The sequence below is a fragment of the Chelatococcus sp. YT9 genome, from assembly GCF_018398315.1.
In the GTDB taxonomy this organism is placed as follows: Bacteria; Pseudomonadota; Alphaproteobacteria; order Rhizobiales; family Beijerinckiaceae; genus Chelatococcus.
The window spans coordinates 693,169-713,893 of the sequence record NZ_JAHBRW010000002.1 but is presented as its reverse complement, the minus strand read 5'-3'; the positions used below and the strand labels follow the sequence as shown (position 1 = coordinate 713,893).

The window sequence follows — 20,725 nt, the reverse complement described above, 5'->3', positions numbered from 1 at the left end:
CCCTTGCATCTAAACCGGAAGCTGACCATGACCGATGTCAAGACAATCGCCGCCGCGCTCGACGCCGAGAGCGCCGCCATCACCAGTGTCGAGCCGGAGGAGTGGCGTCTTGTCCGCACTGGCCGCCATGGCGACAATGCCGGCTCGTACGGCCAATATTTCGGGACCTACGATATCGCGGCCGGCATGCTCCGCGACTACACGGGTTATACGCTGTACCCGCTGGTACGCATGGCGCGGTCCGGCAAGTATACGGCGGCCGAGATGGCGCAGCTGTTCACCGAGTTCGACCCGGCCTATTCGCATTATCTCGGCTACAGCGGCCTCAGGAAGCTCGGCGACTTCGCGGAGCGCCTGCGCGAGACCTTCCCCACCGCCGATATCGAGGACATCGCCACGGGCCTCGCGGCGCTCAACCGCTACGCAAACCGCCTCAACGCCTGGAACCATCATTACTTTCCCTGGGACCTCGGCGATCAGTTCCGCTACGACAGCGTGCCGCCCGAGGATCGCTCCTATTTCGACGTGTCACGCATCCCTTCCGAAGCGATTGGCGATGCCTGGATCAGGCTGTCCTGGGAACCACTCGGCATTTCGGTGAAGGTACAGCTGGCGACCTTCCGCAATCCCGAGCTCTGCCGCGATGTCCTGGAAGCGGCGCCATTCCGCGTGCCCCAGTCGCACGCCATGGTCACCGGCAAGTCGATCTATGCCTGGACACCGATCCTCTCCACGGCACCGGTCGCCTGGCGCGAGGTGATCCGCGAGGCGCCTTTCGGGCGCGTGCGTTTCTCACAGAACACCGGTCAAAAGATCATCGTGCAGTATGGCCCGACCACCGAGGATCTTCTCGCTCCCGTCCTCGGTCAGATCGCCGTGGAAGATCTCGGCCAGATCGAGCGCCTCGGCGCCGCCATCTGGGAGAGCAACTACACCACCAAGGACGTCGTCTGGCTGACCGTCGAACGGCTGTGACCATATTGGCGCGGCGCCCCGTCACGGGTGCCGCCCCTCCGGGCGGCACGTCCGCCGTCCGTCCATCTCACCGAGGCGGCGCTATGGCGGCCGCTTCGTCGAACAGGGGCCCGACCAGCCCCATCAGTTGCGGGCAGGTCGCGCGCCGCCCGGTACAGGATGCGTTCATGTCGTCACTCCAATCGCTGCGCGCCTATCTGGCTGAACTCGATGCGAGCGGTGAACTTGCCCATGTTCCCGACGAGGTCTCGCCGCATTTCGAACTCTCCGCCTGCCTGTCCGTTGCCGACGGCGGCAAGGCGTTGATTTTCGACAAGGTCGCGGGCAGCAGCTTTCGGGCCGTCGGTAATTTGTTGTCGAACCGCGACCGGATCGCCCGTGCGCTGAAGATCGACAAGGATCAGATCCAACGCCGACTTATCGAGGCGATCGATGGCGCAATCCCGCCTGTCGAAATCACCGGGGGGCCGGTTCAGGAGGTTATCACCACGGCCGATCCGCTGGCCGGCCTGCCGGTACCCACCTTCTTCGCCGCTGAGGCCGGGCCCTATATCACGGCGGGGCTGATCGTCGCCAAGGACCCGCAGACCGGACGGGGCAACGCTTCCTACGCCCGCATCCTGGTGACCGGTCCGGCGACCGGCATGATCGGTATCGCGCCCAACCACCATCTCGCCCATCTCGCCCGCAAAGCCGCCAGCCTCGGGCAAAAGCTGGAGATCGCGGTCGTGCTTGGCGCACATCCCGCGATCCAGCTCGCGGGGTGTCTCTATCTCGGGCTGGGCGACGACGAGATGCATTGCGCCGGCAAGCTGCTTGGCCAGCCGGTGGAGCTCGTGCGTTGCCGGACTGTTGACCTGATGGTACCGGCCCACGCGGAGATGGTGCTGGAGGGCACTATCGATGTCAACACGCCCATCAAGGAGGGGCTAATCTCCGAATACCATGGCATGTACGAGGACTACGGCGCCGGCTTCCTCACCGAGTTCCGCTGCCGGACGCATCGCCGGGACGCCCTGTTCCAGGTCATCGAGCCCGGATATCACGGCGAGCATATCTACCTCGGAGCCCTGCCGATCGCCGCATCCTTGCGCATCGCTCTGGCACGCGTCTTCCCCAATGTCGGTGAGGTCGCCGTCACCGCGTCGGGCGCCGGGCGCAACGACGCCGTGGTGCAGATGGTCAAGCCGAAACCCGGCCAGGGCAAGCGCGCCATTTTCGTGTGCTGGGGCGCTGTCAATATCGTCAAGTCGGTGACGGTGGTTGATGAGGATATCGACCCGTGGGACCTGGCCGCTGTCGACCGCGCGCGCTGCGCGCGGATGAAAGGCGACCGTGATATCGTCATCGTGCCGGCCGTTTCCGCGGATCGGTCCGAGCCACTGGAACGCGGCGGGTTGATCACCAAGATCGGCTATGACGCCACCGCGAAGGACGGTGATCGGCCGGAAGGGATCACGCAAGCCCTGCCTCCGGCTGAGTTTCTGGACGCGGCGCGCGTGAAGCTCAGGATGCTCGGCATTCTCTGAGGCGGCCCCCGATGAGATACGCCCCCGCCCCTTACCCCCGGCCCCTTGTGGGAAGAAGGTAAGGGGTGGCGAAGCTCTCGCCGCAACGCGGGCTCCCGGAGCCGCAGAAATCCCAAAACAAAGCCCGCGTGGGTGACCTCACGCGGGCTTTGCCGCTTGGGACGAGTGCTGAAGCGGGGGGAGACGCTATCAGGCGCCCGTCTTGGCCGCGGCCGCGAATGCGCTCAGTTCCTCGACTGTGCGATGGGGGAACGCGACGCCGAGATTCCACGGGAAGTGGAAGTGGATCCAGCGATGCAGGCGGATGACGTACGTCATCATGGAGCCTGTCAACGCTATGTAATCATCCTTCGTTTTCAAATCATCGAGCGCTGCGAGATAGTCATTGCCGAGCCGGTGCAGATCATGCAGCGCCAGATCGCCCATGAACTCGAAGACATTGAAGGGCTTATGCAGGAACGCGCGTGTCATGACGCGGAGCTGATCAAGCGTCAGGTCATCCTGATCCTTGGCCAGACGGACGAAGCGATAGAACACATTGGCGCCGAAGATCATCAGGAATGCTTCCAGATGAACCATGATCGAGAAAGATTGCCCGCCTGAGCCGGCGCCGGTGTCGATGACTCCAAGGCGGATCTTCTGGATCTCCAGGGGCTCATCGAGCCAGATGCGGTCGATCTCTGCCTCGAGTTCGGCCTGCACGGCCTGCCAGGTTTTGGTTGCTGGGAGCGTGGTGCTCATTTGTTTCAGTCCTTCGCTTCACGCAGGATGCCGAGCACGCTACGGCGGACAGGATCGGTGACCGTGCGGCGCCAGACGGCATCGCCGACGCTTTTGAGGGCGGCGAGACTGTCGTCCTCCACATGGGCGAATTCGTTGACCACCGCCGTCTCGGTGATGGCGCCGTAGGTCAGGCAGATCGACTGGCCGGGGGCGTTCAGATAGACCGACCCGACGGTGCGGGTCACCATCACGGGCTTGCCCATGTAAACGAGCCGGCTCGGCAACCAGATGCCGTCGCCGGAGATGACGACATGGCCGAATAAGCTCTTCAGGGGCAGCATGGCGCGGATGGCCGCGCAGAGTTCGGGATTGCCTTCGACATCGAGCCTCATGCCGATCGTGAGATCAAGATCGGGAACATTGAGCTCGAGCCGCGGCTGCGGGGTTGGGCTGGCTGATACGGCCATGCAGGCAACGTCCTTCTGTTGGGGATCACCGGTTGCTGCCGAGACGTTCGAACCCGATCAACCTGTCGAGCACCAGCATCAGGGCCGTCGTGGCGACGATCATGAGCGTGGCGAAGACCGAAGCGACCGGATCGTAGGTCTCGGCGATGTAGGAAAAGAGCCGCATCGGGAAGGTCACCGTATTGGTGCCGCCGATGAAGGCGATGATCACTGCTTCGTCGAGCACGGCGACAAAGGAGAAGATGGCGGCCGCGAAAATGCCGCGCCCCGCGAGCGGCAAGGTGACCGTGATGAAGGCGCGCAGCGGGGTCGCGCCGAAGACCCGGGCAGCTTCCTCCGTCGAACTGTTGAGGCTTTCGATGGTGCCGATCAGAGCGCGCACGATCATGGGAAAAACGATGATCACATAGGCGATCAGCACCGCCCAGATGCTGCCGAGCAGCCCGATCGCCGCCATCACCGGCAAAGCCGCAAAGCCGATCACCACATTCGGCACGAACAGCGGTGCCAGCGCCGCGACGCTGAGAGCGCCGCGTCCGCGATAGCGGCCGCGCACAATCGTCAGCGCGGTGATGAGCCCAAGGACAAGGCTGATGAATGTGACGACGATAGCGAGGACCAGCGTCAGCCACAACGACGACAGGAAGTCCTGGCGTCCCGCGGCAATGCCGTACCAGCGCGTGCTCCAGCCCTGAGGCGGGAAGCTCACGACGTCGCCGGCGGTGAACGACGACATCACCACGACAGCGACCGGCAGAATAAGGAAGATCATGCCGACATAGAACGCGCAACGGGCCAGAATGCGCGCCGCGCGGGCCGCGGGAGAGCGACTGAGAACCATCATGCCGCCAGCCTCCATCGCCGCGACGAGAACACGCGCACCAGCCCCAGACTGAACAGGGCGCTGATGGCAAGCAGCACTACGGAAAGCGCAGCCGCCAGCGGCCAGTTGCCGCCGGCCGTGCCCACTCCCACCGACACCCGCTGAATAAGCAGGCCAGCCATGGTGATCGTGCCGCCGCCGAGCAATGCCGGCACGATGAAGGCGGCCACATTGAGCGCGAAGGTGAAAAGCGCGCCGGTGACGATACCCGGCATGCTCAGCGGCAGCGTCACGGTGCGGAAGACGGTCAGCGGCGGCGCGCCGGACACGGCGGCCGCATGTTCCACATCCCGTGGCACCTTCTCGACGGCCGTGATGAGCGAGAGGATCATGTAGGGCAGGCTCGCATAGACCAACCCGATGAGAATGCCCGTCTCGGTGCCGATGAGACGCGTCGGGCCCTGGGTGAGACCAAGGAGCTGCAACAGCCGGTCGACGAGGCCCGCGCGCTCGAGCAGGATCTGCCAAGCGTAGATCTTGATGACGAAGGTCACCAGGAACACCGAGGCCACGATCGCGATATAAGCGCCTTTCAGGTGGCCCGCCCGCCGGCAGATATGGTAGGCGATGGGATAGGCAATCAGCACGGTGAAGACGGTGGAGAGTGCGGACAGCCAGATGGAGCGCAGCAACGCCTCGTAATAGATCCGCGAGGTGAAGACCTTGATATAGTTCTCCAGCGTGAAGTTGGCTGTGTAGACCGCAAACACCGACGGCTTGAACACGCTGATGACCGCGAGCCAGCCGATGAAAACCGCGAAGAAAGCCAGCACCGGCAGGCTTGCGAGCGCAAAGGCGGGTGAGGCCGCGAAGGGTAGATCAGGCCGACGGCTCCCACGGACGGGGACAGCGCTCATGAGGCCGCTCCCGCAACCTGATGGACCTCGTTGGGGTCGATACGAAAGACCACCGTCTCGCCTGGCTGGCCGCCGGCTTCGCCCAGGACCAGCACCTGCACCGGCTGAGGGAAATCCTCGGCTTTGAGCACGATCTGGCTGGTCGCGCCGCGATAGACGCGGCTCTCGATCAGCGCGCGAAAATGGTTGGAAGGCAGCGCCCCAGCTGGGTCAAGCCCCACGAAATCAATGGCCTCAGGGCGGATGGCAACAGTGACCTCGCCGCCGACCGCGACCGGGTTCGTCGCCATCGCCAACGCCTTGCCGGAAGGCAGGGTCACGCCGTCTCGACCGGCCCGCAGGCGCACCAGATTGGTATCGCCGAGAAATGTTGCGGCCGTCAGCGAGCGTGGCCGGCGATAGATCTCGGTGGGTGTGCCGATCTCGCGGATCTCGCCACCGCTCATTATGGCGATACGGTCCGAGATGGCGAGCGCCTCGGCCTGGTCGTGGGTCACGTAGAGCACCGTCATGGCCATACGGCGTTGCAGGGCCGCGATCTCCAGGCACATCTGCTCGCGCAGCTTCGCGTCGAGGTTGGATAGGGGCTCGTCGAGCAGCATCACACGCGGCTTGACGGCGATGGCGCGTGCGAGCCCCACGCGCTGCTGCTGGCCGCCGGAGAGTTCGGTCGGATAACGCTTGTCCATGCCCGGCAAGCCCACAGTGGCGAGCGCTTCCTCGACGGCAGCGGCGATCTCACGCCGCGGCTTGCCGCGGATCTTCAAGCCATAGCCCACATTGTCGGCAACCGTCATGTGAGGGAATAGCGCGTAGTTCTGGAAAACCACGCTGACATCGCGCTCGTGAGTCGGCACGGTCGTGATGTCGCGCGTGCCGATCAGGATCCGCCCGGCGGTCGGCGACAGCAATCCCGCAACGAGCCTGAGGGTCGTCGTCTTGCCGCAGCCGGAGGGTCCAAGCAGCGTGAAGAACTCGCCCGGCTCGATGGTGAAGGAAATGCCCTTCAGCGTGGGAGGCGCCGCCCCATAGGCATGGGCTAGCGACTCCGCAGTCAGGCTCGCGGCGGTCATCGTTTGTTCCAAACTCCTGGCATGGGGATGGCCGCATCATACCCAAATGGCGAATACACGGTTTGGGCTGGGCCGTGCCTCCCGGCCAATGAAGGGCCCGGCCGGGAGGCATCGAGAGAGGCTTTGCCGGTCAGTTGACGGCTTCGTAGAAGGTTTCCGAGATCTGCTGGTTGATGGGCGTTATTTTGTCCCACGGCATCCGCAGCAGCGTATCGATCTTGGCTTGGCCATAGACCATCTTGGCCGCGACGTCATCGGGAACGACGACGGTCTTGTTTGACGGCGCGTAGTAGCCGTTGAGCGCGAAGATCTTCTGCGCTTCCGGCCGCAGCATGTAGCCGATCAGCTTTTCCGCCCAGTATTTGTTCGGCGTGCGGGTTACCATCGCGGTGGTGGCGATCATGACGCCGCCTTCCTTCGGAATGACGAAGGCAAGGGGCAGTTTGCTCTCCTCGGCGAAGGCCGCGACCTGGCTGTCGGTCCATACCGCAAGACCGGCGCCGGCATTGGTGAAGCCGGCGCGGGTGGTGGCGGTGTTGGTGGTGATGGCGGCGAGACGCGATTTGAGATTCTTCGTCAGAAGTTCGCCAACCTTCTTGTAGTCTTCCGGCTTCTCCGGCCAGGCGCCGTTCAGCTCCTTGGCCATGATAGCCATCCAGGCGACGGTGTTCTGGGCGTCCGGCTGGCGCACCACGATCTTGCCCGGCGTCTTGTCCGAGGCGAGATCGAACCAGGAGGTCGGCGGGGTCGGCCACTGCCTCTTGTCATAGGCAAGGCCCAGAGCCGAGAAGTTGACCGCGACACCGTCCGGGGTCTTGGCGATGTCGTAGATATCCTTGAGCTCCGGGATGTTGTCCGGATCAAGCTTGACGATCAGTCCCTGCTGGCCGGCGATCAAATTCTCGACGATGCCGGCGATGAGGATATCGAGCTCCGGCGAGGCGCCCTGCGCCTGCAGTTTCGCGAGCGGCGGAGCGCTCGGAACGAGTTCCACCTTTATGCCCGTATCGGCTTCGAATGGCGCGATGACCGCCTTGCGCATATTGGCTTCGAAAGGACCGGCATAGACATTCATCGTCAACTTGGCGGGCTTCGGCGGCTCAGCCGCCCCGGCCAACGCGGGCACGAGCGCCGCGGCCGCGATTGCGCCTGCGGCAGTCAGCTTCAGGAGGCTCCGGCGATCCAACATATTGATGTACCCCTCATTTTTAGAACGTTTTACGTTTGGCCGCCCCGACGTGCGAGTCGCCGAAACAGCAATCGTCTTCCTGAAGCAAACCGGCGCGGATCGCGCTTGCCAATGATAGTGATGTCGAAACTGCCGATAAGGGCGGCCGAACCGTGCCGTGATGGGTCACGACGCCGTGCCGGCCCCTCCCGCATCGAGACGTCGGATCGCCTGATGGATCACGGCCGCGCCCTTGGCGATTGCATCATTCTCTGTCCATTCCTCCGGTGTGTGGCTGCGGCCCTCCCGGCACGGTATGAACACCATCGCCGCCGGCGCGATCCGCGCGATCCAGGCCGCGTCATGCCCGGCGCCGGAAGCGAGCGCCCGACGCGACAGACCAAGCGTGTCGGCGGCCTCTGCCAATGTCTGCTGGAGCGTCGTGTCGCAGGCTACCGCGTCGTTGTCCGAGATGATGCGGGGGCCGGTCACGGCGGCACCGTGCAGCCGCTCTAGAATCGCTGCCTCCGCTGCCAGCGCCGTGATGAAGGCCTCCATCGCAGGACGACATTCGGCGCGTGCGTCAATCAACAGCTCCACCTTGGAGGGAACGACATTGGCGGCGTTCGGGAGGACGCGAAACTCGCCGACGGTCGCCGTGAAATGACCCTCGCCCGCCGGATGCGCCATGGCGAGTGCTCTGACGGCGCGCACGAGATCCGCCGCCGTTACCAATGCGTCGCGGCGGGCGTGCATCGGCGTAGTGCCGGCGTGATCAGGCCGCCCCTGTATGATGAACTCGATCCGGGTGATCCCGACGATGGCCGAGACCACACCGATATCATCGCCGCTGTCTTCAAGGATCGGCCCCTGTTCGATGTGCAGTTCGATAAAGGCCTTGATGTCGCCGCGCGCCGCGTCGGCCAGACGGTCGGGATCCCCACCCACCTGCCGGATGCCCTCCGTCAACGTGAGATCGCCGCTGACACGCCCGAGCCATGCTGGATCAAGACGGCCAGCCATGGCCCGGCTGCCGACGCAGGACACGCCGAATATGCTGACTTCCTCGGCGAGAAAGTCGATCACCTCGAGATCATGTTCAAGCACGATGCCCGCATTCGCCAACGAGCGCGCGACTTCGAGGGCCGTGACCACCCCCGCCACCCCGTCGAAACGGCCCCCATCGGGCACAGTGTCAGAATGTGAGCCGATCAGGAGAGTGCCAGTGCCGGGCCTGCTGCCGGCGCGCCGGCCGATCAGATTGCCGGCCGCATCTATCCGCGTCTCGAGACCGGCGGCGCGCATCCGCGCTTCGATATAGGCACGCCCCTCCAGGAAACGCGGCGTGAACGCGCGCCGCGTCCAGGGCTTGTCCGGATCGGTGATCCGCGCCAGCGCCTCGATATCCTCGGCGATCCGGTCCGCCTTGACCGGCCAGTTCTGTCCGCTCATGCCGTGCTCGCGATCGCACGGGTGAGTGGCGGGCGAACGAACCGGCCGTTGCCGGGCTCGGCGAGCACAGCCCGGCCGTCATAAACCTGCTCGCCACGCAGGTAGGTGGCGGTAATGCGCCAGGGCATCGTCATCCCGTCATAGGGGCTCCAGTCGACCACGTTGTGACCACTGGCGGCCGCCTCATAGACGTAGGGCTCAGGCGTCATGACGATGATGTCGGCGTCGAAGCCGGCGGCAAGATTGCCCTTGCGGTCATCGATACGGAAATGCCGGGCGGGATTGGCGCTCATGAGCCGCGCCGCCCAGGTCAGTGGCACGCCGCGCTCCAGCGCGCCCTTGACGAACAGCGGCACCATGGCCTCGAGCCCCGGCACGCCGGATGCATTGGCCAGCATGTTCGGGGCGGTCTTGCGATCCGCGGTCCACGACACGTGATCCGTCGAGACGAGCCAGACATTGCCGGCCGCCACCTGCCGCCAAAGTCCTTCGACCTCCGCGCGGGGACGCACCGGTGGATTGATCTTGGCCTTACCGCCGAGGCGACGCACGTCGTTCTCCTCGTCGAGCACGAGGTAATGGATGCAGCATTCCACTGTGGCGGTGAAGCCTTGCGTGCGATACGCGGCGGCGATGTCGTAGCCGCGCGAAAGCGAGCAATGCACCACATGGGCATCACAGCCCGCCATAGCCCCGATCTCGTAGATCTCGTGCATGGCAAGCAGCTCGGTGATCGGGGGGCGCGAGAGGCCATGGGCGCGCCAATCGGTGATGCCCGAGGCCCTGACCTTCGTCACATAGGTCTCGACCGCCTCATGGTTCTCATTATGGACACCGGCCGCCAGTCCCTCGCGGGCTATTGCCGTGAAACATTCAAGGAGAAGCTGAGGCGGGATGCGCGGAAAACGCACGGGATGAGTGCCGAAAGTGGAGAACTTGAAGGCGCAGGCCCCCGCCGAGACCATCTCGGGTATGCGCGCCGCGCCTTCCTCGGGATTGACCGTGCCATGCAGCGCGAAATCAACCCGCGCCTGGGGCGCGGCGTGTGCGACCTTGCTCTTCAAAGCCTCGGCGGAGCAGATGAGATTGCCGTCGTCATAGGGCATGTCGACAATCGTGGTAACGCCACCAGCCGCCGCTGATCGCGTCGACCAGATGAAATCCTCAGCGCCCTTCTGCGAAAGCGAATGCACCTGCGCGTCGATCGCGCCAGGCAGGATGAGCGCTTCGCCAAGGCTGTGCCGCTCGCGCGCCGCCGGGGGAGCACCCTGCCCCACCAAAGCGACGCGGCCATCACGTACCGCCACGAAGCCACCCGGAACAACGCGATGGGGCAAGACGAGTGTGCCAGCCAGCACGAGATCGAAATCAGACATCGTGATTTCCCTGAAGAGCGTTATCGGTCGAGGGCGGCGCAAGCGCGCGCCTCTTCGTGTCATCGTCTGGCCAGCGGGGCGAGCCCGGACGGACCAGCCCGTCGACTGGAGGCCTGGGCTCACTTTAATGCGCCAACCCTGGCCTCGACCGCCGCCAGCAGTTCACCGCTCTGCGCCATCTTGATCGCAGGCACGGACTGGCGCTGCATGTAGGCATCCTCCTGCTGCAGCGGCAGGCGGCTCTTGATGAGGTCGTACAGCGCCTGGCTGCCGCCGCCGAGCTGGAAGCCGCCCAGCGCTTCCTGGGTGAGGAAGATGGCCTTCGCGGCGAGCATGGCCTCGATGCCGAGAATCTTCGGCACATTGTCCAGCACCTGGCGCGTCTTCCGGCAGGCCCACGTGGCCATGGAGACGTGGTCCTCCTGGCTGCTCTTGGTGGGAATGGTATCGGCGGTCGACGGGAAGGCGAGCGTCTTGTTTTCTGAAGCAACGGCGGCTGCCGCCGTGGAGATGATGCCATAGCCATAGTTGAGGCCGATGGGCTTGCCGGCCAGGTTCGGCGGCAGACCATAGTTCAAGGTGGTGTCACACAAGGCGAACAGACGACGCTCGGAAATATTGCCGATCTCGACAAGGGCAATTGCCAGGATGTCCATGGCGAAACCCAGCGGCTCGCAATGGAAATTGCCGCCAGAGAGGAATTCGAGAGCGCCACGGTCGTTCCAGAACACCAGCGGGTTGTCGGTCGCAGCGTTCAATTCCCGCGTCACGATGGCCTTGCAGTGCTCGAGCTGGTCACGGCAGCTGCCGTGCACCTGCGGCAGACAACGGAAGGAATACTGGTCCTGCACGCGGGCGGAATGTTTCGGGTGGAGGATGTCGTCCTCCAGATGCACCGCGCGGCAGGCTTCCGTGGTGCGTCGGCTACCGGCGATGATCCGGCGAATATTCTCGGCCGTGGCGATCTGGCCCGGCTGCTTGCGCACCGCATGGATGCGTGGATCGAAGGCCGCCTGCTCGCCGCGGATGGCCTCCAGGCTCAGGGCGCCGGTGGCGTCGGCGAGCTTCATGAGGCGCTCGGCATCCCAGAGGTTCAGGGAAGCCATGCCAGCGCACAGGCTGTTGCCGTTGATAAGCGCGAGGCAATCCTTGGCGCGCAGGTCGAAAGTCACGGGCGCGATGCCGGCCTTCTCCAGCGCCGCGGGGGCCGGCATACGCTCGCCCTCGAAGATCGCCTCGGCCTCTTCGTAGCCGATGAGCACGGAGACCATATGCGCGAGCGGCGCGAGGTCGCCGGACGCGCCGACAGAGCCCTGGATCGGCACGACAGGATGCACGCCGCGATTGAGCATCTCGACCAGCCGGTCCACGACCTCGATCCTCAGACCCGAGACACCAAGGCAGAACGCATTGATGCGCACCGCGATCATGGCGCGGACGATCTCCTCGGAAGCCGGCTCGCCGATGCCCGAGCAGTGGGAGAGAACAATGTTGCGCTGGAACTTGTCATTGTCAGCCTGGCTGATGGCATAGTCCTTCAGCTTGCCGACGCCGGTATTGAAACCATAGGTTGGCGGGGCATTCTCGGTCAGCCAGTTTTCCTCGATGTAGGCCCGTACGCGCACGATCTCATGACGCGCGCGATCCGCAATCGCGACTTTCGCCCCTTGGCGGGCAATCTGGACGACATCTTCGATCGTCAGGCTGTTACCGTCTAGAATGATAGTGCTCAATGGACCGATCCTTGCCACTCTTCTCCGCCGCCAAGCGATATCCAGCTCGGTGATATCCAGCTCAGTGATATCCGGGCCAAGGCCAAGGAACTCGCCATGACATCATCCGTCGAGCTGAACGCCGGCGACCCACGACATCCGTATCGGACGCGCAGCCGAGCGGGTACATCTGAAATCCGAAAGCGGCCAATAGGAAATTCGATTGTTCGCGGCCAAGCGGCGCGTGGTCCGGCGCCGATCCTGGCATGGATGGCCCGCGACATTGCGGCGGCACGTCCGAGCGCTCCAGTTGTCTGACCGGCCGTCTCACGCGCTTATAATTCGGAGAAATTGTCCAATGAAGCGGATCATGTTGAACTCTCTGAAGATGGCTACCGTCGGTGATCTGGAGGCTCCTCTGAGGTCCGTATGCTCGACGGAGCGAGCCGGTTGATCGTCGGCCTCGTTGCAAGCCAGATGAAGCGAAGCTGCGGGTCGGTCTGGCCTATGGGGATAGTAGCGCGGGAAGCTCGAGAATGGGACGCCTGGCACAGCCGCGGGACAGGAAGCCGATGACCGAAAACAGGGGAATGCTATGTTGACGCCAATTGTCTCGTCGAGAATGAGCGTAATCTTACCCAAATTCAAACGAGCACTGGCATGCGGTGTGCCCGCATCGCTTCTTTCTCTACAGTATGGCGCATCTGCGCAGATATGATCCATTCGACCGCCGTATTTTCATCAAAGAGGGATCGAATTCATCTTTCGCAAATGAAGCCCTAGCGGCAAAATCAAACACCTCAACAACCAAACGATTTGGAAGCGTCGATCTTCGCGTATCTTTAGTAGAAATTTCTACGGTCATCGGCGCGCGGCAGCTTACCGAAATAGTCGATCGACCGCGTCGTCTCGGAAACTTCGGCGCATGACACGGGCCTCGCGCACTCACGAGCGCCTAACCCCCCAGAGACTTTTTGGACGGTGCTTCTCCTTTCTCGCACTTTGGATGATCCTGATCGGACCGGGTTTAAAAGACCTGCCCATCGGTCTCCTCGCGGTATTAGTCGCAACCTGGGCCAGCATGGCTCTTTGGCCGCCGGGTGGAAGCCCCTCGCCGCGCGGCATCATCGGTTTCCTTATGTACTTTCTCCCCCGGTCAGTGTCAGCAGGCATCGATGTGGCCCGGCGTGCCATGACGACGCCGCCGACGCTGGCGCCGGGCGTGGTGACCTATCGGACATCGCTCCCGCCGGGCATGGGCCGCGATGCAGCTCGGACCGTCATGAGCCTTCAGCCGGGCAAATTGCCAATCGCCTCGGAAAGCGACGGCACGCTTCTCGAAGGATCCGAATTTCGGGCTTGGCCTTGACCGGACGCTGTCTTTCATCATCCAGGTAATCTCCTAGGTAGAAGGCATCGGACATCTGTGTTTGACGGACGAGAAAACGCTGGAGGTGTCGCGCTCAGCCGACGGCAAGACATTCGAGATGGGCTATCGCCTGTTCGACGAGCTGCGGCTGAACGCCAATCGCTTCGATGACAAGGCGCGCGCCTCCAGCCGGAAGAAAAGCAGCAGGCGGCCTACACCAATCTACTCACCCGACTGGACCGGGGATCCTTTCCGTAAAGCTTTTCGAACCTGGCCCCGATGACGTGGCGGACGCGATCGGCCCCATCATTGTGGACACGAAGCTCTCGGAAAGGACCGTACAGCGGTGGTCAGCATGGCGAGGGCGACGGTACGCACGTTGCTGAAGACCCAGCGCGAGGCGAGCATCCGGCTTCACGAGGAGATCGAACTCGCATCGCTCGATACGCTTATCTCGCCGATGGAGGCGAAGCTCACGTCGAAGGCGACGGAGTCGCAGTGGCAGAAGCTGTTCGAGGCCAATCCGTTCATTCTCGATCTGGCGTTCAACGTGGCGGTGCTGCTGCTGCAGGGCCAGGCCCATGTCGGCGGGAAGAAGGTGAACGGCGCCGGGGAGACCATCACCGATTTCCTCTTGGCCAACGCGCTGACCGACAATATTGCGGTGCTTGAAATAAAGACCGCTCGTACGAAGCTGCGAGAAAGACGCTCTACAACCGCTTCCAGCGCTGGGCTGCCAAGGGCGTATGGAGCAACATCTTCCATGTGCTCGCCAGCGCTGGAAGACCGCCCGCACAGATGCTGATCGACCCCTCGGCCGTTCGGGCGCATCGCTGTGCCGCGGGCGGCAAAGGGGGAAGCTCAGCCAGGCCATAGGCCGCTCACGCGGCGACCGCACCACCAAGATCCACGCTTTGACTGATGGCCGTGGCGGCCTGTCGCCTTCTTACAGGCGGCAATGTCGCCGATCGCGCGGCCGGCGCAGTTCTGCTCGAAGAACTGCCGGACACTGGCCTCGTCAAGGGCTATGACAGCAACGCCGTGCGCCATCAGATCGCCGGACGAGGCGCTTTCGCCAACACCCCGCCCAAGGCCAACCGCATCTGGAAGAACTGCTTCTCGCCCGTCCGCTACCGCGACCGCAACGCCATCGAGCGCATGTTTTGCCGCATCAAGGATTTTAGGCGCATCGCAACACGCTACGACCGAAACGCCCAAAACTTCCTCGCCGCCATTCAGGATCGCAGCGACGGTCGCTTTCTCGTTATAAGTCCGGACCCTAAGGGGTCGCGAATAGCCCAAACGTCCGCTTCTGGGTGAAGGCAAAAATTTGCCGGAACGACCGAAAGGGCGCATTGCTGCCGTTCATCGAAACGAGGGCGAAGGTCCGCTTTTGGGTGAGGCAAAGTTTGCCCTAACGGCCGGCTATGGACCGCAAAGGAGCAATATTGATCGATGACGCTACGCGCTCACAGACGCGGCTGTCGGCTGCATGTGCAACGTCAGCGTGGCAAACCGGCGGAGTAGTCCGGCTGGCTCCGGTGCATCCTCAACAGCAGCAAGCAATGAGGTCGGATCTCGGCCCTCGTGGCACAGCGTTTCGGTGCGCAGTCGAATGATCGCTGCGCAGATCTCCGGTGTGAACTCAGGATGGAACTGCGTCGAGATGGCGTTTGGCCCGTAGCGAACAATCTGATGTCGATCGTGATCGGAAGCTGCGAGCGCCCGCGCACCGATCGGCAGGTCGATGATCGTCTGCATGTGTGTCAGATGCGCCGAGAACCGAACAGGCATCGCCTGAAGTAAGGGGTCATCCTCCGCTCCTGCCAGCAGTCGGATCGTCTGTGTGCCGATTTCACGCCCCTGAGGGTGGTAATCCACGCGTCCGCCGAGAGCATGAGCGATGAGCTGATGGCCGTAGCAGATGCCGAAGAGCGGCAGCTCGATCGCCATGGCGTCGCGTATCCAATGCGCGGTCGCCTCGCTCCATGGCAGGCGCTCCGTCACCATGTGCCACGATCCGGTGATGATTGCGCCGCGAACAGCTTTGGGGGCAGGCAAATGCTCACCCTCGAAAACACGGACGACGTGCAGCGCTTCGCCGGGATGTCGCAGGACGCGATGGAACCAGAGTGGAAAGTCGCCTAGCGGGTCGCGAATATCATCGGGAGGCGTGCCCACCTGGATGAGCAGCAAGTGGTTGAAAATCAAGGCGGATCTCCCTTATGAAAGGATATTGAGGCTGCTAACCACGGTGGGATGCGCGCCGCTCAGAGACGAAGCATGCCGACGCCGTTCTCGATGTCGATCCGCATGCCGAGCTTCGCGGAATGATCCTTGAAGCGGCTCAGGATCCGCTGCGCATCGGCCTCGTCGGCGAGCTCGGGCACCAGCCGCTGCTCCAGAATATCGCTGCTCGCACTTTCACTCCCGCCGACCACGACCGGATGGAAGGACAGGCCGGCGAGCCCGCCGTCCTCGCCGAAGGAGCAGAGCCCGATGACGCTCTCCCATACCTCCCGCGCCATCCACGGCGACTTCTCCGATCGGACGTGGAAGATGAAGTTGCCGAGGCTGTAGAAGATCGGCCGGCTTCGGTAGATCTCGACGGGCTGGAGAACGGGCGCGCCATGGCTGACGAACATGGCCGCGCCGGCATCGATGCACGTCTTCGCGACGGCTCCGACCCAATCGGGCACCTGGTACCAGTCCGATGCCCAGTGGTGATGATGCAGATAGGCGATGACTAGGTATCCCTCTTCGGCGGCCGCAGCGATGGTCGCCGTGTTTCGAGAGATGGAGGCGGCATCGATCTTGACGTGCCGGCCGAACCGGTCCGACCGCCTGAATATCGCCCGGGCGATGCTGATTTCGGCTTCGGGATCGACCTCCGGCCGGTCGTCGGGCTGGTTGTCGTTGCCGAGATCCACCATCGTATAGCCGATCTTGTCGCGGATTATGCGTAGGTGCTCGTAAGCTTCGGCATCGACGTCAACGACCTTGCTCAGCTTCAGACGGTTGACGCCCGGACGTTCGGGACGTCCATCTACGGAATCCGCGGCATACATGAAATCCGGGCCCGGACCGCCATCCATGGCCACGAGTGCCACCTTGCGGCCAGCGAACGCTCCCTTGGCAGCCCTGCCGGCCAGCGTATGATTGCGTCCGATGCCGGCATGAAGGAAGCCACGCCTATCGACCTCCTCCAGCGTCGACAGAATGCCGGCCGGTCCAAGGTCGAAGGCATGATTGTTGGACAGCGAGAGGGCCTGGAAACCCAGGTCCTGGAGCGCATCGAGAACGACCGGCTGGCTGCATCCGAAGAACCGTCCTTTGAGCGGCCAGCCGCCCTGGGCTCCGAGGATAGTGCTCTCGAAATTGGTAAAGCGCAGGTCGGCGCGGCCGAGAACCTCGCGGACGCCTTGAAACCCCGGCTTATCGACGCCGCGGATGTCGCGTTTGATGAGCGACTGCCCCGTAACAGCGATCGTGAACGTGTTGGTCATGACAGTATCTCTCCTGCGCCGCGGTGCGCCGCAGCGTGAAACAGGGTGGGGGTTGAAGGGGTACCGAGGCGGTCGCCGGCGGTTCCGGGGAGCTATTGCCGCGTCATTGCGTGAAACGCCCGGGTCGCGCGGCGATCAAACTTCGGGTGTAGGGATTTCTGGACTGCGCGAAGATGAAATCCGCAGGGCCCGCGTCCTCCACCTTTCCGTCCTTGAAGATGTAGATCTCACTGCAGAGCTCCTGCACAAGCGCCAGATCGTGCGAGATGAAGAGCATCGCGATGCCCTGCTCGGCCACGTTCTCCCTTAGGAGCTTGACGATCTCGGCCTGCACGGAGACGTCGAGCGCAGAAGTCGGCTCGTCGGCGACGATGATCCGCGGGCTGGCGAGGAGCGCACGCGCGATGCAAATGCGCTGCTTCTGCCCGCCCGACAGCTGATGCGGGTATCGGCCAAGGAGGCTGCGTGCCAGTCCGAGCCGGTCCATCATCGCGGCCACGTCCGGCCGCTCACGTCCGGGCCGGTCGGTTCCGAAGCGGACGCTTTCTCGCAGTGTCTCGCCGACCGACATGCGCGGGTTCAGCGAGACCGCAGGATCCTGGAAAATCATCTGGACCTTGCCCAGCAATCCGCTGTGCGAGCCGGAGCGCGCTATGTCGAAGACACTGCCGTCGATTTCCAATGTGCCGTCGCCCGCGGTTTCCAGGCCCGCGATGATTCGGCCCATCGTGCTCTTCCCGCTGCCGCTTTCCCCGACAATCCCGGTGATCGCACCATGCTCCAGGCGAACCGTGACGTCCTGCAGTGCCGGCTTCGCACTTCCCCCGCGAAACCATGCAAGTGAGCGCCTGGAAAAAGTTTTCCCAATTCCGCTCGCGACGAGGAGCGGCCTCGCGCGCGAGGCTCCCTGCGCATTGTGGATCGGCGGACTTCCCGAACCCTCGGGTCTTTCCTCGCGTGTTCCGGGATCGGACAGCCGCAATCGCGGCACCGCTGCGAGCAGGCTCCGCGTGTACGCCTCTCTGGGCTCATCCAAGAGCGAGGGCGTCGCTCCATGCTCCACGACCTTACCATAGCGCATTACAACGACACGGTCCGTGATGTGCGAGACGACGCCCATGTCGTGCGTGATGAGGATGATGGCCACCCCGGTCTCATCGACTAGTTCGCGCAGGAGATTCAGGATCTGCTTCTGGACTGTTGCATCGAGGGCCGAGGTTGGCTCGTCGGCGATAATGATGTCAGGAGATCCGGCGAGCGCGATCGCGATGACGACGCGCTGACGTTGCCCACCGGAGAACTGATGCGGGTAGCTGTGATAGCGCTCGTTCGCTTCTGGAATTCCAACGCGGGTCAGCAGGTCGATGGCGCGAATGCGCGCGTCCTCACGCGAGATCCCGTCGTTAGTGGCAAGGATCGTCTCCAGGAGCTGGGGCCCGATAGCCATCAAAGGATCGAGCGACGCGGTGTGATCCTGGAAGATCGCGGATATCCTGCGCCCCCTGATCCGCTCCCACTGGTGCACGTCCGACGTGTGGAGCGCTTCGTCCTCGAACAGGATGGTGCCGCCTGTCCGCTCGAACTCGGCCGGAATCAGGCCGAGGATGGCATTGCCGAGGGTCGACTTGCCCGCTCCGGACTCGCCGATGAGACCGAGAACTTCACCGTGGTGAAGGTCGAGGCTCACGTCCTGCAGGATCATCGTGGCGCCGCGATGCTTCAGGGTGAGATTGCGGACGGCGAGCAGCGGGGCATGTGTCCGATCATGCGTCATGGGAACGGCTCCTCGGATCCAAGCTGCGCCGGATGTCTTCGCCTACGAAGTTGATGCTTGCTATGAGGCCGAACAGCGCCAGGCCGGGGAACAGGCTGATCCAGTACTGGCCGGTTAGTAGGTACTGAAAGCCGTTTGCCACGGTCGAGCCAAGCGAGGGCTTGTCGATCGGCACGCCCAGACCGAGGAAGGACAGGGTCGCTTCGAGGGCAACCGCATGCCCGAGTTCGATCGGGATCAGCGTGATGGCCGGCGCGATGCTGTTGGGCAGAAGATGCCGGAAGATGGTCCGCCGGGCGGGCAGACGCAGCAGCCGCGTCGCATCGAGATAAGGCTTGCCGATCTCGCTGAGGGCTACGCCGCGCGCGATCCGCGCATAGGTCGCCCATTGCACGATGATGATCGCGAGGATGATGCGATCGATGCCCGGTCCGAGCGTGACGATGGCGATCAGGGCCACGAGGATGGTCGGAAGGCTGAGCTGGAGGTCGACGATACGCATCATCACGGCGTCGACCCACTTCCCGAAATAGGCCGCGCTGACGCCGACCGTGATGCCGATCAGGGCCGCGATCGCGGTGCTGGTGAGGGCGACGACGAGGCTGATGCGCAGGCCGTAGAGGATGGTGCTGACGATGTCGCGTCCGAGGCCGTCCGTTCCAAGAAGGTAGGGATAGCCCCCGCCGCTCTCGGTGCCGGGTGGCGATGAGGCCTCCCATCCGAAGATCTGCAGGGGGTCGTAGGGGTTCTGCGGAACGATGATTGGCGCTGCGACCGCTAGCAGGATATAGGCGGCTAGCACGAGCCAGGCGAAGCCGGCGCGCCGTCCTTCCGGGCGCTTCCGAAGAGCGCGCATGATGGCAGCCTTCATGGGGATCCTCTCATCATGACACGCGCACGCGCGGGTCGAGCACGGCATAGAACAGGTCGACCAGAGCGTTCAGGCCGATGAAGACGACGGAGACGAAGGTCAGGGTCGCCATCACGACCGGGCGGTCGAGCAGCTGAATGGAGTCGATCAGGAGCTTGCCGATGCCCGGCCAGGCAAAGATGGTCTCCACGACCACAGCGAAGGCCAGCATCCCGCCGAACTGCATGCCGATCATCGTAACGATCGGTATGCTGATGTTCGGCAAGGTGTGCCGGAACAGGATGCGCCGTGACGAAATACCTTTGGCCCGGCAGAATCGTACGAAATCCTGGTTCTCGACCTCGACCGTTCCCGACCGCGCCAGCCGCGCGATCAACGCGACATTGGGAATCGCAAGCGTCAGGGCGGGGAGCGTCAGGTGATGCAAGCCGTCCAGCGTCGGGAAGCTCCATTCCTGGCCCAGCAGCAAAACGGTCGATCCGCGCCCGCTCGCCGGAAACCAACCCATCGCGACCGCGCCGAGAAGGATGAGCATCATGCTCAGCCAGAAGGACGGGATGCTCAGCGCGAACACGCTTGTCTTTAGGACGGCGCGGTCGATCCATCCCCCCTGTCTGCTACCTGCCAGCAAGCCCAGCAGCGTGCCGCATGGGGCGGCGATCAGCATGGCGATCGTCGCCAGTTCGAGCGTGGCGGGCAGCTTGCTCATGACCAGCTCGAAAGCCGGCTGGTGATAGATATAGGACGTCCCGAAATCGCCGGCGAGGACGCTGCTTATGAAGCGGTGGTATTGCCACCACAGCGGTTGATCCAGGCCGAGGGCAATGGTTGCGTTGCGGATATCTTCTGCCGTGGCGGTTTCGATGTTAACGACGTTGTAGACAGGGTTGCCGACGCTGTGGATGCCGACGAAACCGATCACCGACAGGGCGAGGAGGACGAGGAGGGCTTGTGAAAGCCTTCCTGCGACGACGGTCATCATGATCGTTC

The 20,725-nt window shown here is 63.5% G+C and carries 19 protein-coding genes and 1 pseudogene; 6 read left to right on the top strand and 14 right to left on the bottom strand.

Translation table 11 applies throughout. The features are described from left to right. The first annotated feature begins 27 nt into the window (after positions 1-27). Positions 28-975 carry a cucumopine synthase-related protein gene (locus tag KIO76_RS23345; protein WP_213325980.1) on the top strand — a complete coding sequence of 316 codons (948 nt, stop codon included), beginning with the start codon at positions 28-30 and terminating at the stop codon, positions 973-975. Positions 976-1,142: 167 nt separating this feature from the next. Beyond that, a complete protein-coding gene (locus KIO76_RS23340) occupies positions 1,143-2,504 on the top strand; it encodes a UbiD family decarboxylase (protein ID WP_213325979.1) in 1,362 nt (453 codons plus the stop codon). 189 nt (positions 2,505-2,693) lie between these two features. Here KIO76_RS23340 and KIO76_RS23335 read toward each other — a convergent pair whose 3' ends face one another. The 9 genes from KIO76_RS23335 to hutH all read right to left on the bottom strand — a co-directional run bounded on the left by KIO76_RS23335 (position 2,694) and on the right by hutH (position 12,236). After that, entirely contained in the window at positions 2,694-3,245 is a 552-nt protein-coding gene (locus tag KIO76_RS23335) for a cucumopine synthase-related protein (protein ID WP_213325978.1), read from the bottom strand. A 5-nt stretch (positions 3,246-3,250) separates the two neighbouring features. Next, entirely contained in the window at positions 3,251-3,694 is a 444-nt protein-coding gene (locus KIO76_RS23330) for a hypothetical protein (protein WP_213325977.1), read from the bottom strand. A 25-nt stretch (positions 3,695-3,719) separates the two neighbouring features. Then, positions 3,720-4,538 (bottom strand): ABC transporter permease, encoded by an 819-nt coding sequence (locus KIO76_RS23325; RefSeq protein ID WP_213325976.1) that lies wholly within the window; start codon positions 4,536-4,538, stop codon positions 3,720-3,722. Further along, on the bottom strand, positions 4,535-5,434 hold the full coding sequence (locus tag KIO76_RS23320; protein ID WP_213325975.1) for an ABC transporter permease: 900 nt from the start codon (positions 5,432-5,434) through the stop codon (positions 4,535-4,537). The genes KIO76_RS23325 and KIO76_RS23320 overlap by 4 nt, the downstream gene beginning before the upstream one ends. Further along, a complete protein-coding gene (locus KIO76_RS23315; protein ID WP_213325974.1) occupies positions 5,431-6,507 on the bottom strand; it encodes an ABC transporter ATP-binding protein in 1,077 nt (358 codons plus the stop codon). Before KIO76_RS23315 ends, KIO76_RS23320 begins: the two co-directional genes overlap by 4 nt. 130 nt (positions 6,508-6,637) lie before the next feature. Further along, positions 6,638-7,696, bottom strand: coding sequence for an extracellular solute-binding protein (locus KIO76_RS23310; protein ID WP_213325973.1), 1,059 nt, complete (start codon positions 7,694-7,696; stop codon positions 6,638-6,640). A 165-nt stretch (positions 7,697-7,861) separates the two neighbouring features. Beyond that, entirely contained in the window at positions 7,862-9,127 is a 1,266-nt protein-coding gene (locus tag KIO76_RS23305) for a Zn-dependent hydrolase (protein WP_213325972.1), read from the bottom strand. After that, positions 9,124-10,503, bottom strand: coding sequence for a hydantoin-5-propionate amidohydrolase (gene ertD / locus KIO76_RS23300; RefSeq protein WP_213325971.1), 1,380 nt, complete (start codon positions 10,501-10,503; stop codon positions 9,124-9,126). The genes KIO76_RS23305 and ertD overlap by 4 nt, the downstream gene beginning before the upstream one ends. Positions 10,504-10,622: 119 nt before the next feature. After that, positions 10,623-12,236, bottom strand: a complete 1,614-nt coding sequence (gene hutH / locus KIO76_RS23295) for a histidine ammonia-lyase (RefSeq protein WP_213325970.1) — start codon at positions 12,234-12,236, stop codon at positions 10,623-10,625. Positions 12,237-13,140: 904 nt separating this feature from the next. Between hutH and KIO76_RS23290 the strand changes: the two genes are divergently transcribed. The 4 genes and pseudogenes from KIO76_RS23290 to KIO76_RS23275 all read left to right on the top strand — a co-directional run. Next, positions 13,141-13,584, top strand: a complete 444-nt coding sequence (locus tag KIO76_RS23290; RefSeq protein ID WP_283771516.1) for a Na+/H+ antiporter subunit E — start codon at positions 13,141-13,143, stop codon at positions 13,582-13,584. A 61-nt stretch (positions 13,585-13,645) separates the two neighbouring features. Then, positions 13,646-13,867 (top strand): hypothetical protein, encoded by a 222-nt coding sequence (locus tag KIO76_RS23285; RefSeq protein ID WP_213325968.1) that lies wholly within the window; start codon positions 13,646-13,648, stop codon positions 13,865-13,867. A 72-nt stretch (positions 13,868-13,939) separates the two neighbouring features. Next, the gene (locus KIO76_RS23280; RefSeq protein ID WP_213325967.1) at positions 13,940-14,389 is read left to right on the top strand and encodes a Shedu anti-phage system protein SduA domain-containing protein; all 450 of its coding nucleotides are present in this window, start codon (positions 13,940-13,942) and stop codon (positions 14,387-14,389) included. Beyond that, positions 14,284-14,854, top strand: a pseudogene (locus KIO76_RS23275) (IS5 family transposase); the annotation flags it as partial. The gene KIO76_RS23280 and the pseudogene KIO76_RS23275, both read left to right, overlap by 106 nt. 191 nt (positions 14,855-15,045) lie before the next feature. Here the strand turns inward: KIO76_RS23275 and KIO76_RS23270 are convergent. From KIO76_RS23270 to KIO76_RS23250, 5 genes are all read right to left on the bottom strand, one after another. After that, a complete protein-coding gene (locus KIO76_RS23270; protein WP_249730010.1) occupies positions 15,046-15,795 on the bottom strand; it encodes a glutamine amidotransferase in 750 nt (249 codons plus the stop codon). 59 nt (positions 15,796-15,854) lie between these two features. Then, positions 15,855-17,090, bottom strand: a complete 1,236-nt coding sequence (locus KIO76_RS23265; protein ID WP_213325966.1) for a CapA family protein — start codon at positions 17,088-17,090, stop codon at positions 15,855-15,857. Positions 17,091-17,193: 103 nt separating this feature from the next. Beyond that, on the bottom strand, positions 17,194-18,864 hold the full coding sequence (locus tag KIO76_RS23260; RefSeq protein ID WP_213325965.1) for a dipeptide ABC transporter ATP-binding protein: 1,671 nt from the start codon (positions 18,862-18,864) through the stop codon (positions 17,194-17,196). Further along, the gene (locus KIO76_RS23255) at positions 18,854-19,735 is read right to left on the bottom strand and encodes an ABC transporter permease (protein ID WP_213325964.1); all 882 of its coding nucleotides are present in this window, start codon (positions 19,733-19,735) and stop codon (positions 18,854-18,856) included. Before KIO76_RS23255 ends, KIO76_RS23260 begins: the two co-directional genes overlap by 11 nt. A 13-nt stretch (positions 19,736-19,748) precedes the next feature. Next, entirely contained in the window at positions 19,749-20,717 is a 969-nt protein-coding gene (locus tag KIO76_RS23250; protein WP_213325963.1) for an ABC transporter permease, read from the bottom strand. Between the last annotated feature and the right edge of the window lie 8 nt (positions 20,718-20,725).

Coding starts and splice junctions, on each gene's coding strand:
- KIO76_RS23345 (WP_213325980.1), top strand. CDS start 28: ATGACCGATGTCAAGACAATCGCCGCCGCGCTCGACGCCGAGAGCGCC.
- KIO76_RS23340 (WP_213325979.1), top strand. CDS start 1,143: ATGTCGTCACTCCAATCGCTGCGCGCCTATCTGGCTGAACTCGATGCG.
- KIO76_RS23335 (WP_213325978.1), bottom strand. CDS start 3,245: ATGAGCACCACGCTCCCAGCAACCAAAACCTGGCAGGCCGTGCAGGCC.
- KIO76_RS23330 (WP_213325977.1), bottom strand. CDS start 3,694: ATGGCCGTATCAGCCAGCCCAACCCCGCAGCCGCGGCTCGAGCTCAAT.
- KIO76_RS23325 (WP_213325976.1), bottom strand. CDS start 4,538: ATGATGGTTCTCAGTCGCTCTCCCGCGGCCCGCGCGGCGCGCATTCTG.
- KIO76_RS23320 (WP_213325975.1), bottom strand. CDS start 5,434: ATGAGCGCTGTCCCCGTCCGTGGGAGCCGTCGGCCTGATCTACCCTTC.
- KIO76_RS23315 (WP_213325974.1), bottom strand. CDS start 6,507: ATGACCGCCGCGAGCCTGACTGCGGAGTCGCTAGCCCATGCCTATGGG.
- KIO76_RS23310 (WP_213325973.1), bottom strand. CDS start 7,696: ATGTTGGATCGCCGGAGCCTCCTGAAGCTGACTGCCGCAGGCGCAATC.
- KIO76_RS23305 (WP_213325972.1), bottom strand. CDS start 9,127: ATGAGCGGACAGAACTGGCCGGTCAAGGCGGACCGGATCGCCGAGGAT.
- ertD (WP_213325971.1), bottom strand. CDS start 10,503: ATGTCTGATTTCGATCTCGTGCTGGCTGGCACACTCGTCTTGCCCCAT.
- KIO76_RS23290 (WP_283771516.1), top strand. CDS start 13,141: ATGACACGGGCCTCGCGCACTCACGAGCGCCTAACCCCCCAGAGACTT.
- KIO76_RS23280 (WP_213325967.1), top strand. CDS start 13,940: ATGGCGAGGGCGACGGTACGCACGTTGCTGAAGACCCAGCGCGAGGCG.
- KIO76_RS23265 (WP_213325966.1), bottom strand. CDS start 17,090: ATGACCAACACGTTCACGATCGCTGTTACGGGGCAGTCGCTCATCAAA.
- KIO76_RS23260 (WP_213325965.1), bottom strand. CDS start 18,864: ATGACGCATGATCGGACACATGCCCCGCTGCTCGCCGTCCGCAATCTC.
- KIO76_RS23255 (WP_213325964.1), bottom strand. CDS start 19,735: ATGAAGGCTGCCATCATGCGCGCTCTTCGGAAGCGCCCGGAAGGACGG.
- KIO76_RS23250 (WP_213325963.1), bottom strand. CDS start 20,717: ATGATGACCGTCGTCGCAGGAAGGCTTTCACAAGCCCTCCTCGTCCTC.